At 71.6% G+C, this 14,701-nt stretch carries 15 protein-coding genes and 1 tRNA gene; 10 read left to right on the top strand and 6 right to left on the bottom strand.

Annotated features, from left to right (window positions below):
- Positions 1 to 30: 30 nt before the first annotated feature.
- The 6 genes from ASG94_RS06965 (at position 31) to ASG94_RS06940 (ending at position 5,125) form a co-directional block, all read left to right on the top strand.
- Positions 31 to 1,089, top strand: a complete 1,059-nt coding sequence (locus ASG94_RS06965) for a sulfate ABC transporter substrate-binding protein (protein ID WP_056925587.1) — start codon at positions 31 to 33, stop codon at positions 1,087 to 1,089.
- Complete coding sequence (cysT, locus tag ASG94_RS06960) at positions 1,089 to 1,970, top strand: sulfate ABC transporter permease subunit CysT (protein ID WP_056925586.1); 882 nt, start codon at positions 1,089 to 1,091, stop codon at positions 1,968 to 1,970. Before ASG94_RS06965 ends, cysT begins: the two co-directional genes overlap by 1 nt.
- On the top strand, positions 1,963 to 2,772 hold the full coding sequence (locus tag ASG94_RS06955; RefSeq protein WP_056925585.1) for a sulfate ABC transporter permease: 810 nt from the start codon (positions 1,963 to 1,965) through the stop codon (positions 2,770 to 2,772). The genes cysT and ASG94_RS06955 overlap by 8 nt, the downstream gene beginning before the upstream one ends.
- Before the next feature lie 27 nt (positions 2,773 to 2,799).
- The gene (locus tag ASG94_RS06950; RefSeq protein ID WP_056925584.1) at positions 2,800 to 3,819 is read left to right on the top strand and encodes a sulfate/molybdate ABC transporter ATP-binding protein; all 1,020 of its coding nucleotides are present in this window, start codon (positions 2,800 to 2,802) and stop codon (positions 3,817 to 3,819) included.
- A gap of 136 nt (positions 3,820 to 3,955) precedes the next feature.
- Positions 3,956 to 4,597 (top strand): cobalamin B12-binding domain-containing protein, encoded by a 642-nt coding sequence (locus ASG94_RS06945; protein ID WP_056925583.1) that lies wholly within the window; start codon positions 3,956 to 3,958, stop codon positions 4,595 to 4,597.
- 258 nt (positions 4,598 to 4,855) lie between these two features.
- The gene (locus ASG94_RS06940) at positions 4,856 to 5,125 is read left to right on the top strand and encodes a hypothetical protein (RefSeq protein ID WP_056925582.1); all 270 of its coding nucleotides are present in this window, start codon (positions 4,856 to 4,858) and stop codon (positions 5,123 to 5,125) included.
- A gap of 95 nt (positions 5,126 to 5,220) precedes the next feature.
- On the opposite strand, the gene ASG94_RS06935 is transcribed toward ASG94_RS06940, so the two are convergent.
- On the bottom strand, positions 5,221 to 5,712 hold the full coding sequence (locus ASG94_RS06935; RefSeq protein WP_056925581.1) for a YajQ family cyclic di-GMP-binding protein: 492 nt from the start codon (positions 5,710 to 5,712) through the stop codon (positions 5,221 to 5,223).
- Between the two features lie 77 nt (positions 5,713 to 5,789).
- Here ASG94_RS06935 and ASG94_RS06930 point away from each other — a divergent pair.
- A tRNA-Tyr gene (locus ASG94_RS06930) sits at positions 5,790 to 5,872 on the top strand.
- Positions 5,873 to 5,939: 67 nt separating this feature from the next.
- Here ASG94_RS06930 and ASG94_RS06925 read toward each other — a convergent pair.
- A complete protein-coding gene (locus ASG94_RS06925; protein WP_056926340.1) occupies positions 5,940 to 7,358 on the bottom strand; it encodes a tannase/feruloyl esterase family alpha/beta hydrolase in 1,419 nt (472 codons plus the stop codon).
- Between the two features lie 101 nt (positions 7,359 to 7,459).
- Here ASG94_RS06925 and ASG94_RS06920 point away from each other — a divergent pair, with 101 nt between their 5' ends.
- Positions 7,460 to 8,800, top strand: a complete 1,341-nt coding sequence (locus tag ASG94_RS06920; protein ID WP_056925580.1) for an MFS transporter — start codon at positions 7,460 to 7,462, stop codon at positions 8,798 to 8,800.
- Positions 8,801 to 8,886: 86 nt separating this feature from the next.
- Positions 8,887 to 9,636 carry a hypothetical protein gene (locus ASG94_RS06915; RefSeq protein ID WP_156411447.1) on the top strand — a complete coding sequence of 250 codons (750 nt, stop codon included), beginning with the start codon at positions 8,887 to 8,889 and terminating at the stop codon, positions 9,634 to 9,636.
- 31 nt (positions 9,637 to 9,667) lie between these two features.
- Here the strand turns inward: ASG94_RS06915 and ASG94_RS06910 are convergent, their stop codons facing one another.
- The 4 genes from ASG94_RS06910 to ASG94_RS06895 form a co-directional block, all read right to left on the bottom strand.
- The gene (locus ASG94_RS06910; RefSeq protein WP_056925578.1) at positions 9,668 to 10,588 is read right to left on the bottom strand and encodes a metallophosphoesterase; all 921 of its coding nucleotides are present in this window, start codon (positions 10,586 to 10,588) and stop codon (positions 9,668 to 9,670) included.
- Positions 10,589 to 10,627: 39 nt separating this feature from the next.
- A complete protein-coding gene (locus tag ASG94_RS06905) occupies positions 10,628 to 11,182 on the bottom strand; it encodes a dihydrofolate reductase family protein (RefSeq protein ID WP_056925577.1) in 555 nt (184 codons plus the stop codon).
- A gap of 82 nt (positions 11,183 to 11,264) precedes the next feature.
- Positions 11,265 to 12,503 carry a fumarylacetoacetase gene (fahA, locus tag ASG94_RS06900; RefSeq protein ID WP_056925576.1) on the bottom strand — a complete coding sequence of 413 codons (1,239 nt, stop codon included), beginning with the start codon at positions 12,501 to 12,503 and terminating at the stop codon, positions 11,265 to 11,267.
- Positions 12,500 to 13,381, bottom strand: coding sequence for a hypothetical protein (locus ASG94_RS06895; protein ID WP_056925575.1), 882 nt, complete (start codon positions 13,379 to 13,381; stop codon positions 12,500 to 12,502). Before ASG94_RS06895 ends, fahA begins: the two co-directional genes overlap by 4 nt.
- Before the next feature lie 69 nt (positions 13,382 to 13,450).
- Between ASG94_RS06895 and ASG94_RS06890 the strand changes: the two genes are divergently transcribed.
- Entirely contained in the window at positions 13,451 to 14,686 is a 1,236-nt protein-coding gene (locus ASG94_RS06890; protein ID WP_056925574.1) for a homogentisate 1,2-dioxygenase, read from the top strand.
- Positions 14,687 to 14,701 lie beyond the last annotated feature (15 nt).

Here is a 14,701-nt window from a genome sequence, read left to right as displayed (position 1 = left end):
CATCTCGGGACGTCCGAAAGCGAGCTCCCCATGTTCATCCCCCGCAAGGCCTCCCGGCGGCTGGTCGCCGCTTCACTCACCGGGATGCTGGCCTTGACCGCGTGCTCGACCAACTCGAGCGGCGCGGCCGAGGGCGGTACCGACACGATCGACGTCAACGCGTTCTCCGTCATGGAAGCGGCCAACGAGCCCGTCTTCGAGGACTTCCAGGCCACCTCCGAGGGCGAGGGCGCCGAGTTCGCCACGTCGTACGGCGCGTCCGGTGACCAGAGCCGCGCGGTCGTCTCCGGCGCGGACGCCGACGTCGTCCACTACTCCCTCGAGACCGACGTGACCCGCCTGGTCGACGAGGGCCTGGTCGCCGAGGACTGGAAGGACACCCCGACCAAGGGCATCGCCACGTCCTCGGTCGTCGTCTTCGTGGTCCGCAAGGGCAACCCGGAGGGCATCGAGACCTGGGACGACCTCGTCAAGCCGGGTGTGGAGATCATCACGCCCAACCCGGGCTCGTCGGGCTCGGCCCGCTGGAACATCCTCGCCGCGTGGGCCCACGTCGTCGGCAACGGCGGCACCGAGGACGACGCCACCGCGTTCCTGACCGACATGCTCAACAACACCATCGCCCTGCCGGGCAGCGGCCGTGAGGCCACCACCGCCTTCACCGACGGCAGCGGCGACGTCCTGCTCTCCTACGAGAACGAGGCGATCCTGGCCAAGCAGAGCGGCGCCGAGGTCGACTACATCCTCCCGCCGGACACCCTGCTCATCGAGAACCCGGCGGCCGTCACCGTCGACGCCGACGAGACCGCGCAGGCGTTCCTCGACTTCATCACCGGTCCCGAGGCCCAGGCCGACTACGCCCAGTCGGGCTTCCGCCCGGTCGTGGACGGCGTCGAGATCGAGGACGTCGAGGGTGCCAACGACCCGTCCGACCCGTTCCCCGCCCCCGAGAAGCTCTTCACCATCGACGGTGACTTCAACGGCTGGGGCGAGGCCGCCGACAAGTACTTCGGCGACGGCGAGGACGGCAACCCGCTCGGCATCATCACCCAGCTCCAGCAGGACACGGGCAAGGTCGGCGAGGAGTAATGACCACCGCCCTGCTCGACGGGGCGCACACGCCCGCCGGCCCGGAGTCCCCGCAGGGACCCCGGCGCCGGCGTGCGCGTCGTGCCACCCCGCGCAACACCCTGACCCGGGGCGCCGCCCTGGGCCTGGGCGTCACGATGATGTGGTTCAGCCTCCTGGTGCTGATCCCGCTCACGGCCGTGGTCGCGGCGGCCGCTGAGGGGGGCTGGGACCGGTACTTCTCGGTCCTCACCAACTCCCAGACCTGGGCGGCCGTGACGCTCACCGTCACCCAGGCCCTCCTCGTGACGGCGGTCAACGTCGTGATGGGCACCGTCATCGCCTGGGTGCTGGTCCGGGACCGCTTCTGGGGCCAGTCGCTGCTCAACGTCATCATCGACGTCCCCTTCGCCCTGCCGACCATCGTGGCCGGCCTGGTGCTGCTCTCCCTCTACGGCCCCAACAGCCCGCTGGGCCTGCACTGGGCCTTCACCGAGCGGGCGGTCACGCTGGCGCTCGCCTTCGTGACCCTGCCGTTCGTGGTGCGCACGGTGCAGCCTGTGCTCGAGGAGCTGGAGGCGGACGTCGAGGAGGCGGCCGCGTCTCTGGGCGCCCAGCGGCTCACCGTCTTCCGGCGCATCATCCTGCCGAGCCTGGTGCCCGCCGTGATGGCCGGCGCCGCGCTGTCGTTCGCCCGGGCCATCTCCGAGTACGGCTCGTTGGTGCTGCTCTCGGGCAACCGTCCCTACGAGACCGAGGTCGTCTCGGTGCGGGTGCTGACCTTCATCGAGAACGGCAACAACGCCTCGGCCGCGGCACTGGCCTCCGTCATGCTGTTCGTGGCCCTCGTGGTGATCGTGGCGCTCGACCTGGTGCAGAGGCGGGTGGCCCGCCGTGGTTGACGTCTCCGCTCCCACGAAGTGGCTGCTGCGCCTGCTCGCGGTCGGCTACGTCTTCTTCCTGGTCGCCTGGCCGGTCGCGCTGGTCGTCAAGGAGACCTTCTCCGACGGCCTCGGCAACCTGGTCGAGGCCCTGACCGACAGCCAGGTCACCGGGGCTCTCCAGCTGACGTTGATGGTGGCCCTGTGGGCCGTCGTCATCAACACGCTCTTCGGCGTCGGCATCTCGCTGCTGCTGGTGCGCTACGAGTTCCCCGGCAAGCGGATGCTGTCGGCGATGATCGACATCCCCCTGTCGGTCTCGCCCGTGGTGGTCGGCCTCGCCCTGCTGCTCGTCTACAACGGCCGCACGGGGTGGTTCGGCCCGTCGATCGAGGAGGCCGGGTACCAGGTCATCTTCGACACGCCCGGCATGATCATGGCGACCTGCTTCGTGGCCCTGCCGCTGGTCATCCGCGAGGTCGTGCCGGTGCTCCACGAGATCGGCGACGACCAGGAGCAGGCGGCCCGCAGCCTCGGGGCCAACGCGCCGCAGACCTTCTGGCGGATCACCCTGCCCTCCATCAAGTGGGCGGTCGTGTACGGCGTCGTGCTCTCCCTCGCCCGGTCGCTCGGCGAGTTCGGTGCCGTCAAGATCGTCTCCGGCAACATCACGGGACGCACGCAGACCGCCACGTTGGTGGTGGAGGCGAAGTACCAGAACTTCCAGCAGTCGACCGCCTACGCGACCTCCTTCCTGCTCATCTTCGTGAGCATCGCCTGCCTGGTGGTCGTCGCCTTCCTCCGCCCCAAGCACGACTCCTGATCCTCTCGAGACCCGAGGAAACATCCCATGAGCATTGACGTGTCCGGACTCACCAAGACCTTCCCTTCGACGGGCTCAGGACGGCGCGGGGACTTCGTCGCCCTCGACGACGTCTCCGTCTCGCTGCCCACGGGCCAGCTGACCGCCCTGCTCGGGCCGTCCGGGGGTGGCAAGAGCACCCTGCTGCGCATCATCGCCGGCCTCGACACCGCCGACACCGGCACCGTGACGATCGAGGGTACCGACGCCACCCGGTTGCCCCCGCAGAAGCGCAACGTCGGCTTCGTGTTCCAGCACTACGCCGTCTTCAAGCACATGACGGTGGCCAAGAACGTCGCCTTCGGCCTCGAGATCCGCAAGCGCCCCAAGGCGGAGATCGCCGAGCGGGTCGACGAGCTGCTCAAGCTCGTCCACCTCTCGCAGTTCGCGCACCGGCTGCCCTCCCAGCTCTCGGGCGGCCAGCGCCAGCGCATGGCCCTGGCCCGCGCGCTGGCGGTCGAGCCGAGCGTCCTGCTCCTCGACGAGCCGTTCGGGGCCCTGGACGCCAAGGTCCGCAAGGAGCTGCGTGAGTGGCTGCGTCGCCTGCACGACGAGGTCGCGGTCACCACGGTGTTCGTCACCCACGACCAGGAGGAGGCCCTCGAGGTCGCCGACGAGATCGTGGTCATCAACGAGGGTCGCGTCGAGCAGGTCGGCACCCCCGACCAGCTGTACGACGACCCGGCCAACGACTTCGTGATGTCGTTCCTGGGGGAGGTCACCCACCTCTCCGGGACCGTCGTGCGACCCCACGACATCGACGTGTCGACGTCACCCCAGTTCGCGGGGGCCGTCGAGGGCACCGTCTCCCGGATGCTCCGCGTGGGCTTCGAGGTCCGGCTGCACGTGTTGACGGTGGACGGCGAGGACGTGTCGGTCGTCATGACCCGCACGCACGCCCGGTCCGTGGGCATCCGGGAGGGCAGCACCGTCTGGCTGACCGTGGCGGCCGGCGCGACCGTCGTACCGTCCATGCGCGCGGCCTCGCAGGTCGAGATGGCCGGGTGAGACGCCCGGCCGGGCCCGGTCGAGGAGGCCGCCCGGGAGGGCCGGTACTCCGCCGGTGTCATCCGAACAGGTGAATCCCGCGGTCGAGTCCGGGATCGTGGTCCCGCGGCGGGGATCGCCGGGCTATCGTGCGCAGGTGAAGGTCGTGAGTCCGCTGGACGAGCTGTGGGAGGGCATCGAGGCCTTCGACGAGGACACGGCCGACCGGGCCCTCGTGGGACTGTTGTGGGACGTGCCGCTCGACGAGGCGCTGACCCGGGTCGTGGTCCCCTTCCTCGCCCAGCTCGGCACGCGGTGGGAGGACGGCTCCCTCTCGGTGGCCCACGAGCACTTCGCGAGCAACCTGCTGCGTCGTCGGCTCTCCGCGCTGGCCCACCGGCACGAGGCGCTGCCCGCGCCCGACGGCCAGCGACGGCCGCGGGTCCTGCTGGCCTGCCCGCCGGGCGAGAGGCACGACCTGATGCTGCTCTGCTTCTCGTTGATGTTGAGCGAGGCCGGGTGGCGCACGCTCTTCCTCGGCGCCGACACCCCGGTCACGGCGCTGGTCAGCGCCGCCCGGGCGGTCGACGCGGACGCGGTGGTCCTCGCGGCCACGCGCGCGACCGCGCTCACCGCCCACAGCACGTCGGTGGCCAGGCTCTCGGACGACCACCCGGTCTTCATCGCCGGTCGGGGCGCGGACGAGGAGGTGGCCCGCGTCGTCGGTGCCCGCCTGCTCCCGAGCGACCTCGTGACAGCCCTGGACCTCCTCAGCCCGAGGACGGCTGCTCGGCTGTAGCTGGCGCGCGCGGGCACGACGTCGACCCGGCCTCCTCGGCGGCCGACCGCAGCCGGGCGTGGTCCCGCTCGAGAGCTCGTTCGAGCCGCCTGCGCACCTCCTTTGCGGAGGCCGTGTCGGGCAGCGCTCGAGCGAAGACAGTGCCAGCGGGGAGGTCCGGGCTGGCCCGCTCCACCTGAATGTCCGGTTCGCAGATGAGGGACCGGTGCCGTGGCCTACGTTTCGCAGGAGCTTCAACACCTTCGAAACGGGAGATCGATGACCAACCTGCAGGCTCCTCACGATCCGACGGCACAGGCGGAGCGACTCGTGACCACCATCGGCGCGATTCGCACCCTGTTGCTGGTCCTCACCGGCTTGGCGACCGTGGTCGGAGCGGTCGGAGGGCTGGCCGCTGACGTCCCGGGCGTGGCGTTGGTCGCACTTCTGTACGGCACCATCTCCGGCCTGACGATCTACGTCCTGTTCGGATGGTTCCAGCAGACGCTGGCCATGCTTGCCGGCATCTTCCGGAACACAGCGCGCTAGCTGTACCTGCTCGCGCCGGGGGAACCCCCACGGGCTCCCTGGCGTAGCGCGCCCCAGGCGGTCCCGGGCCACCTTTGACGCGTGCGACCCCGACGTCAGCGGTAGTTGGTGAACTGCACCGCGAAGTCGTAGTCCTGCGCCTTGACCAGCGCCTGCACCGCCTGCAGGTCGTCACGCTTTTTCGACGACACCCGCAGCTCGTCGCCCTGCACCTGCGCCTTGACGCCCTTGGGGCCCTCGTCGCGGATCAGCTTGCCGATCTTCTTCGCGTCCTCGGAGGTGATGCCCTCCTTGAGCGCGATCGAGATCTTGGACTGCTGCCCGGACGCGCGCGGCTCCGAGGCGTCGAGGATCTTCAGGCTCTGGTTGCGCTTGACGAGCTTGTCCTTGAAGACGTCGAGCACCGCGGTGGCGCGGTCGTCGGCGGAGGCCGTGATCTCGATGGCCTGCTCGCCCTGCCACTCGATCGTGGCGCCCGTGCCCTTGAAGTCGAAGCGGGTGGCGATCTCCCGCGCGGCCTGTCCCAGCGCGTTGTCGACCTCCTGACGGTCCAGCTTGCTCACGATGTCGAAGCTCGAGTCGGCCATGGGTCCCTCCGGTTTCTCCTGTACGTCGGACAGACGCTATCCTCTCTTGCTGTCGATCCCCACAGGGGTGACGCACTGGCAGATTGCCCGAGCGGCCAATGGGAGCGGACTGTAAATCCGTCGGCTTACGCCTTCGAAGGTTCGAATCCTTCATCTGCCACACACGAACGGCCGGACCCGCACGGGTCCGGCCGTTCAGTGCGTCCGGGGGCCTGTCGCCTCGTGGCTCAGAGCGAACAGGTGTTGAGCAGGTCGCCGTCCGCCGGCCGGGGACGGAGGCCGTCGGCGGGCGGCGCCACCCCGTCCTCCACCCAGGCGGTCAGCAGGTCGAAGGCGTCCCGGGCGCAGGGCAGCAGCGGACGCAGCCGGTCCGGGTAGGCGGTGTAGAGGCCGTCGGTGTGCGTGCCGTCCTCGACGAGGTAGTAGCGGTGCAGCCGTCCGCTCCCGGCGCGGTCGACCAGCGCGTCGTACACGTCCGAGTCGACGGCCGGCGGCAGGAGGGTGTCGAGGGAGCCGTGCACGGTGATCATCGGGCGGCGGATGCGACCGGTCAGCGAGATGGACCGGACGGCGTCCTTCACCGACTGCGGGCGTGAGGCGTAGTCGTAGTCCGCGTCGCACGCCGGCGTTCCGCTGGCGCAGAAGGGGACGCCGGCGTCCAGCGCGCCGTCCCACGTGGGGTCGAGCTCCTCACGGTAGATCCGCTGGGTGAGGTCCCAGTAGTAGGAGTGGTGGAAGGCCCACAGGAACTCCGACCCCGGCGCGAAGCCGGCGCCGATGATCGCGTCGTGGGCCGCGGCGTCCCCGGTCGCGGCGTACGCCGGGTAGTTCTTGAGCGCCGTCGGCAGGAAGGTGAGCAGGTTCGGGCCCTCGGCGCGGAAGAGGGTGCCCTCCCAGTCGAGGCCGCCGTCGAAGAGCTGCGGGTTGTTCTCCAGCTGCCAGCGCGTGAGGTAGCCGCCGTTGGAGATGCCGGCCATGTAGGTGCGCTCGGGCTGTGCGCCGTACGCCTGGCGGACCACGCGCTTCGTCGCGCGGGTCAGCTCGGTGACCCGCTGGTGCCACTCGCGGATCGAGCCGCCGGGCGTCGAGCCGTCGCGGTGGAACGCCGGCCCGGTGTTGCCCTTGTCGGTGGAGGCGAACGCGTAGCCCTTGCTCAGCACCCAGTCGCTGATGATGAAGTCGTTCGCGTACTGCCCGCGCACGCCGGGGGCGCCGGTGACGACGATCCCGCCGTTCCACTCCTCGGGGAGCCGGATGACGAACTGGGCGTCGTGGTTCCACCCGTGGTTGGTGTTGGTGGTCGAGGTGTCCGGGAAGTAGCCGTCGACCTGGATCCCCGGGACGCCGGTCGGGTTGCGGGTGCCGGCCGCGTGCAGGCCGTTCCAGTCGGCCTGGTTGGTGTGGCCGGACGCGACCGTGCCGGCGGTGGTGAGGTCGTCGAGGCAGGCCGAGACCTGGAGCTCGGCGCCCTTCACCACGAGCGCGTCGTGGGCCGCGCACCAGCCTGGCCCGGCCGGGTGCTGGCGGGTGGCGGAGGCGTCCGGTCCGGCGTGGGCGGCGGCGCCGGGCAGCGTGCCGGCCAGCGCTGCTCCGGTGAGCACGACGAGGGCGGTGGCCCGGGCGATGAGGTGCGGAGGAGGGGTCATGCGGTCCACCCTGTGACCGATGTCACGCGCCGACAATGTGGGCTCCTCACACATCGGACCGCCCCGCGTGTGGCCCGGCCACGCGGGGCAGACTGGCGCCCGTGAGCAGCCTCCAGATCCACGACATCGGCCGTCGCCGGGCGTGGTCCATCTGGTCGGTGGCACTGGCGGTCTACGTGCTCGCGGTCCTCCACCGCAGCTCCCTGGGCGTCGCCGGCCTGCTGGCCGCGGAGCGCTTCCACATCAACGCGACCAGCCTGGCGGCCTTCACGGTCCTCCAGCTCGTCGTGTACGCCGCGATGCAGGTGCCCGTGGGCGTCATGCTGGACCGCTTCGGCTCGCGGGCGATGCTGCTCGCCGGGCTGGCGATGATGACGGTCGGGCAGCTGGTCTTCGCGTTCACCACGTCGTTCGGCGGGGCCGTGCTGGCCCGCGCCGTGCTCGGGGCGGGCGACGCGATGGTCTTCGTCAGCGTCATCCGGCTGGTGACGGTGTGGTTCCTCGTCCGCCAGGCCCCGCTGGTCACCCAGCTCACCGGGCTCGTGGGCCAGATGGGAGCGATCCTCGCGGCGGCGCCGCTGGCGTTCCTGCTGGACCGGCTGGGGTGGACCGGCGCCTTCGGCCTCGTGTCGAGCCTGGGGGTCGTGCTGCTCATCGCCGTGGCCCTGCTCGTGAAGGACTCGCCGTACCGGCGCGACGAGGTGGTCCAGGTCAAGCTCCGCGCCCTCGCGCAGTCGGTCCGCACCCTGTGGGGCAACCCCGGCACCCGCCTCGGCATGTGGTCGCACTTCACCTCGCAGTTCGCCGCCACCGTCTTCACGCTGCTGTGGGGCTACCCGTTCCTCGTGCAGGGACTGGGCTGGTCCGAGGCCGCCGCGAGCACGCTGCTCATGGCGATGACCGGGTGGGCCGTGCTCAGCGGACTGGTGCTGGCCCGGCTGGTCGGCCGGCTGCCCTACTGGCGCTCGTGGATCGTGATCGGGATCGTCGCCGCGATGGTGGTGCCGTGGACCGCGGTCCTGCTGTGGCCCGGCCCCGCGCCGGCGTGGATCGTGGTGGTGATGGCCTTCACGACCGCGACGGGCGGTCCGGCCGCGATGGTGGGCTTCGACCTCGCCCGCACGTTCACCCCCGTGCAGGCCATCGGCCGCGCCAACGGGCTGGTCAACGTCGGCGGCTTCACCGCCGCGCTGCTGACGATGGCCCTCATCGGTGTCGTCCTCGACCTCGTGGAGCCGGGCGGCATGGACGCCTACACCCTCGACGACTACCGCCTGGCGCTGTCCGTGCAGTACCTGTTCTGGGGGTTCGGCGTGGTGCAGATCCTGCGCTACCGACGCCGGGGCCTGGCCCACCTCGAGCGCGTCCACCCGGGCGCGACCGAGCAGATGAGGGCGGGGCAGCCCTTCGTGCACCCCGGCATCGGCACCGAGGGCGTCTGAGTCGACCGGACCAATCCGGTGACGCAGGTCACTCCGAAGCGCGCGCAACCGCCGACCGGCGGTGTCCGCCGATGAAGGGTCCCACCATGCGTCCATCCACCAGGCGTCTCCCCTCCCTGCGCCGCCCCTCCCCGTCCATGGCCGTCTCCGTCATGGCGCTCGTCGTGGCCTCGACCGGCACGTCGTACGCCGCCGGCCTCATCGGCTCCGACGACATCCGCAACGACTCGGTCAAGTCGGTGGACGTCAAGGACAACAACCTCAAGGGTCGCGACGTGAAGAACGGCTCGCTCGGCTCGATGGACATTCGCGACGAGTCGCTCAAGGCGCGCGACTTCGCCCCCGGCCAGCTCCCCGCCGGTCAGCAGGGCCCCGCCGGCCCGGCCGGCGTCGGCCGGTGGGCGCTGGTGGACGCGACCGGCGCGATCGTCGCCCAGTCCGGCGGCTTCACCGTCGCCGCGGCCTACCCGACGCTCGCCCCCGTGGGTGCCGACGTCAACGGCCTGCGCGCCAACGGCAACGTCTACATCAACGCGGGCGAGAACCTCGCCAACAACGGCGTCCTGGCCGTGGTCGCCCTCCAGAACACCGTCGACCAGAACGGCGACACCGTGACCAACGGCCGCGCCGCAGGCGCGGACGCCAACCCGGAGTTCTCCGGCGAGGTCGCGGTGGCCATGTGCCAGCCCGGCGTCGTCAACTGTGCGCCCCCGGGCACCGGCAACAGCAACCACCTCGTGGTGAGCCCGCGGCTGAGCGACGGCAGCGTCACGACCCCCGACAACCGCAAGCGCTTCTACGTCGTGGTGACCGGGGACTCCAGCGACCGCTCCTGAGACCCGCGGGCGGCGGGGCGCGGCGTGGGGCCTACGCCCCGCCGTCCGTGTTGAACGGTGACGACTTGCTCGAGGCCAGCTCGACGGCCTCCTCCAGGCTGATCGACTCCAGTGCGTCCCGGATGTCGAGGCCGACACCGTTGACCTCCGGACTCGGCACCAGGGGCACGATCGTGTGCACCAGCCGGTCGTCGTACGCGTGGACCATCGTGAAGGAGTGCGAGCCGTCGACGCCGGAGACGAACCGGTCGACGGGGGCGGGGTCGGTGGTGTAGCAGGACGCCGAGGCGACCGAGACGGGCACGCCGGCGAAGGTCGACCAGGTCGAGAAGTGCAGGTGGCCGGCCAGGATCCCCCGCACGTCGGTCCCCTCGACCACCGCCGCGAGCCGGTCCTGCTCGTGCAGCTCGATCAGCTCGGCCGCACGCAGCATCGGCAGCGGGACCGGGGGGTGGTGCATCGCGAGCAGCGTGCCGTGCGGTGCCGGCGTCGCGAGCACCTCACCGAGCCAGGCCAGCTGTGCGCCGGTCAGGTCCCCGTGGTGGTAGCCGGGGACGCTCGTGTCCAGGGCCACGATCCGCAGTCCGTCGACCTCGTGCACCCGGTCCTGCGGGCCCTCGTCGTCGGAGCCGAAGAGGCTGCGGGCGTACGGCGCCCGCTCGTCGTGGTTGCCCATCGTCCAGACCACGACGGCGCCCATCGCGGCGGCGGCCGGCTCGACGAGTGCCCGCAGCCGCTCGTACGCCGCCGGCTCGGCCCTGTCGGCGAGGTCCCCGGTGAAGACCAGCGCCTGCGGGGCCGGGTCCACGGCGGCGAGCCGCTCCAGGGCCCGGACCAGCCCGGCCTCGGTGTCGACGGCGCCGTACTGCAGCCGTCCCTGCGCGAGCAGGTGCGGGTCGGACAGGTGTGCGACGACGTGCCGGGGCGGCGGGTGCTGGCCGAGCTGCTTCATGTCCGGCAGGCTAGCCCGCCCTGCTCGCCCGGAGCGGGCTCAGACCTGCGGCGCCGGGCCGTAGGCCAGGTGCACGACGCCGTTGGCGTAGACGTCGTGGGCCAGCAGGCCGAGCCGCGTCGGGCCCTCGCCCTCCGCCCAGAACCGCTCGCCCTCACCCAGCGCGATCGGGTAGACGAACAGGTGGAGCTCGTCGACGAGCCCGTCGGCCAGCATGCCGCGGACCAGCCGGCCGCTGCCCGAGACGTACAGGGTCCCCTCGCGCTCGGCCTTGAGCGCGCGCAGGGCGTCGGCGTCGTACGCCCCGAGGGGAGTGGTGTGGGCCCATCCCTCCCCGAGCGGGCGGGCGCCGACGACGAGCTTCTCGGTCTCGTTGAAGAACGGGGCGCCCGGGTCGTCCTCGACCGTCCGGTCCCTCCAGGCCGGAGCGAACATCTCGAACGTGCGGCGGCCCAGCAGGATGGCCGTCGCCGCCCCGGTGATGCCCGCCAGCGTCTCGCCCATGGCGGGGTCGAAGCCGAAGTCGAAGGTCCAGCTCGGCGACTCGAAGACGCCGTCGGCGGAGATGAACTCGTGCACTGCGATGGTGGCCACGGTGGGTCCTTCCGTAGGGGCTTCCTGACAGACCGACGAACGGGACCGTCCCGGTGCGACACGGGTCGGGAGAACTCTTCGCTCAGCGGGCCGGCACGACCCGTCCCGTGACCTCGCCGAGCGCGATCCGGCCGCCCGCCGTGCCGGGGGCGGTGTAGCGCAGCGTGACCACGTCGCCGTCCTCGAGGAAGGTGCGCTCGCGTCCGGCGACGGTGAACGGCTCCTTGCCGCCCCAGCTCAGCTCGAGCAGCGAGCCGCGCTGGTCGACGTCGGGGCCCGAGACGGTGCCCGAGCCCCACAGGTCGCCGGTGCGCACGGTCGCGCCGTTGACGGTGGTGTGGGCGAGCATCTGGGCGGGCGACCAGTACATCGAGGAGTACGGCGGCCGGGAGACGACCTCGCCGTCGAGCACCACCTCGACCGCGATGTCCAGCCCGGCCGGCCCGTCGACGCGCAGGTAGTCCAGCGGCTCGGGGTCCTGGCCGGGCAGCTCTGTCCACGCGGCGTCGAGGGCGGCCAGCGGGGTGACCCAGTGGCTGATCGAGGTGGCGAACGACTTGCCCAGGAAGGGCCCCAGGGGCACGTACTCCCACGCCTGCACGTCACGCGCCGACCAGTCGTTGAGGCCGACGACGCCGAAGGTGTGCGCGGCGAAGTCGGCGGTGGACACCCGCTCGCCGAGCCGGCTCGGGGTGCCGATCACGAAGCCGAGCTCGGCCTCGATGTCGAGTCGCCGGCTCGGTCCGTACGTCGGGGCGTCCTCGGTGGGCGCCTTGCGCTGCCCGCAGGGGCGGACGATGTCGGTCCCGGACGGCACGACGGTGCCCGCGCGGCCGTGGTAGCCGACCGGCAGGTGCTTCCAGTTGGGCAGCAGCGGCTCCTGGTCGGGCCGGAAGATCCGGCCGACGTTGGAGGCGTGGTGCTCGGAGGCGTAGAAGTCGACGTAGTCGCCGACCTCGATCGGCAGGTGGAGGGTGACGTCCGCCAACGGGTGCACGTGCGGGGCGGTGCGCGCCTCGTGCACGTCGTGGCCGAGCACCTCGGTGATCCACTCCCGCGCGATCGCCCACTGCTCGGGACCCATCGCCATGAAGGCGTTGAGGCTGGGCGTGCGCCACGCCGCCGCCAGCACGGAGGCGGGGCTCTGCCCATCAGTGACAGCGATCTCCGCCACCGGCGCCAGGTCGAGCACGTGGTCGCCGATGCGCACGCCCACGCGGGGGCTGTCGTCGGTGAGCGAGAAGACGCCGTACGGCAGGTTGTCGAGGTCGAAGAGGGAGCCGGCGGCTCCCGCCACCCAGGTGGTGGGCATCTCGGTCATCGGGGCGGCTCCGTGCTGTCGTGGGGAAGGAGGTCGAGGGCGCGCAGGTCGGCGACTGGCTCGTCGACGGAGCATGTGCCGAACGAGGTGAACCAGCGCCGGGCGCGGGTGATGCGCTCTTCGGTGACCTCGAGGCGGGCGGGGTCGCGCTCCTCGAGCACCGCCACGGTCTCCGCGCGGGAGGCGCCGTCGAAGGCCGCGACGGTGGCGAGCAGGACGTTGAGGAAGCCGTGCTGCTCGAAGCCCTCGGGCGAGGTGTGGCGGACGGCGTGGTGCAGGCCGGCGGTGCACTTGAAGGGCAGCTCGCGGTCCAGCGCGGCGTCGATCCACGCCGCGAGCCGATCGGCGGTGGGGAAGAGGTGGGCCTCGACGCCGCCGGTGCGCAGCTTGAGGCGCAGCTCGGCCGCGGCCACCTCGTCGGCCGCCGCCTCCCAGCCGTACGTCGGGTCGCCCTGGGGCAGCTCGACGTGGACCGGCACCTCGTCGTCGAGCACCCCGTCCGCGCGGGCGTGGTCGACGGCGGCGACCACCCGACGGGCGTTGCCGGCGAGGTCGTCGGGGTCGCGCAGCGCGATCTCGAGCCCGGCGACCCGCAGGCCCAGGCGTGCCGCGGCCCCGAGCGGTCCGGCGACCTGGCCGGCCCCTCCGGTGACGACGACGGAGAGGGCGTGGGGGACCCCGCGCACCAGGGGCAGGTCGGTGTCGCGGAGGACGAACGAGCCCAGCAGGTCGCCGTACGACGCCTCGCGGTGCGCGCCGTGGGCGACGGTGGCCTCGTGGAGCGGGACGTCGCCCGGCGGGAAGATCGCGGCGTCGTCGAGCAGGCCGGACCAGGCGGTGGACGGGACGGGCGACGTGGCTGGTCGTGGGTCGGGCACGGCGCTACTCTAGCCATGACCCAGATAGCGGACGAGCGTGTCCGATTAACGGACGACAGGCGGGCGACGATGACGCACTACCGGAGCGCGGGGACGATCCCCCCCAAGCGGCACACGCAGCACCGTGACGCCGACGGGCGGCTCTACTTCGAGGAGCTGATGGGCGAGGAGGGGTTCTCCTCCGACTCGTCCCTGCTCTACCACCGCGGCGTCCCGTCGGCGCTGGTCGACAGCACAGTATGGGAGCTCTCGGACCAGTCCCGCACGCCCAACCACCCGCTCAAGGCGCGGCACCTGCGCCTGCACGACCTCGAGACCGGCGCCTGCCCGGTCGAGGGGCGCCGCCTCGTGCTCGGCAACAACGACGTCCGCATCGCCTACGTCCTCACCGGCACCGAGCCGTCGCCGCTCTACCGCAACGCCATCGGCGACGAGTGCGTCTACGTCGAGCACGGCTCCGGCACCGTGGAGACCGTCTTCGGCGTCGTCGCCTACCGCACCGGGGACTACGTGGTCGTCCCGCGCGCGACCACCCACCGCTGGGTCCCGGCGGAGCCGAGCCGCCTCTACGCCATCGAGGCCAACAGCCACATCCACCCGCCCAAGCGCTACCTCTCGCGCTTCGGCCAGCTCCTCGAGCACGCGCCGTACTGCGAGCGGGACCTCCACGGCCCCGTCGACCTCGACGCCCTCGTCGAGGGCAGCCGCGACGAGGTCGACGTCGACGTGCTGGTCAAGCACCGCACCAGTGCCGGCATCGTCGGCACCCGGATGACCTACGCGACGCACCCGTTCGACGTCGTCGGCTGGGACGGCTGCCTGTACCCCTACACGTTCAACATCGACGACTTCATGCCGATCACCGGCAAGGTCCACCAGCCGCCGCCGGTGCACCAGGTCTTCGAGGGCTGGAACTTCGTGATCTGCAACTTCCTGCCCCGCAAGGTCGACTACCACGAGCTCGCGGTGCCGGTGCCCTACTACCACTCCAACGTCGACAGCGACGAGGTCATGTTCTACGTCGGCGGCGACTACGAGGCGCGCAAGGGCTCGGGCATCAACCTGGGCTCGATCTCGCTGCACCCGGGTGGCTACGCCCACGGACCCCAGCCGTCGGCCATCGAGGCGTCCCTGGGGGCCGACTACTTCGAGGAGTCGGCCGTCATGGTCGACACCTTCGCGCCGCTCGACCTCGGCGAGGGCGGGCGCGCCGTCGAGGACCCCGCCTACGCCTGGACGTGGGCGGGACGGGGTCCCGACGCGGACGGCACCGACGGGGGTCCGGCGGTCTTCAGCAACAGCTGATCAGTCCGACGCCGG

This window comes from Nocardioides sp. Soil805 (assembly GCF_001429625.1).
In the GTDB taxonomy this organism is placed as follows: domain Bacteria; phylum Actinomycetota; class Actinomycetes; order Propionibacteriales; family Nocardioidaceae; genus Nocardioides.
Note: the sequence above shows the minus strand (reverse complement) of the source record. Positions and strands in the feature narration are given on the sequence as shown.

Coding starts and splice junctions, on each gene's coding strand:
- ASG94_RS06965 (WP_056925587.1), top strand. CDS start 31: ATGTTCATCCCCCGCAAGGCCTCCCGGCGGCTGGTCGCCGCTTCACTC.
- cysT (WP_056925586.1), top strand. CDS start 1,089: ATGACCACCGCCCTGCTCGACGGGGCGCACACGCCCGCCGGCCCGGAG.
- ASG94_RS06950 (WP_056925584.1), top strand. CDS start 2,800: ATGAGCATTGACGTGTCCGGACTCACCAAGACCTTCCCTTCGACGGGC.
- ASG94_RS06940 (WP_056925582.1), top strand. CDS start 4,856: ATGACCAACCTGCAGGCTCCTCACGATCCGACGGCACAGGCGGAGCGA.
- ASG94_RS06935 (WP_056925581.1), bottom strand. CDS start 5,712: ATGGCCGACTCGAGCTTCGACATCGTGAGCAAGCTGGACCGTCAGGAG.
- ASG94_RS06925 (WP_056926340.1), bottom strand. CDS start 7,358: ATGACCCCTCCTCCGCACCTCATCGCCCGGGCCACCGCCCTCGTCGTG.
- ASG94_RS06915 (WP_156411447.1), top strand. CDS start 8,887: ATGCGTCCATCCACCAGGCGTCTCCCCTCCCTGCGCCGCCCCTCCCCG.
- ASG94_RS06910 (WP_056925578.1), bottom strand. CDS start 10,588: ATGAAGCAGCTCGGCCAGCACCCGCCGCCCCGGCACGTCGTCGCACAC.
- fahA (WP_056925576.1), bottom strand. CDS start 12,503: ATGACCGAGATGCCCACCACCTGGGTGGCGGGAGCCGCCGGCTCCCTC.
- ASG94_RS06890 (WP_056925574.1), top strand. CDS start 13,451: ATGACGCACTACCGGAGCGCGGGGACGATCCCCCCCAAGCGGCACACG.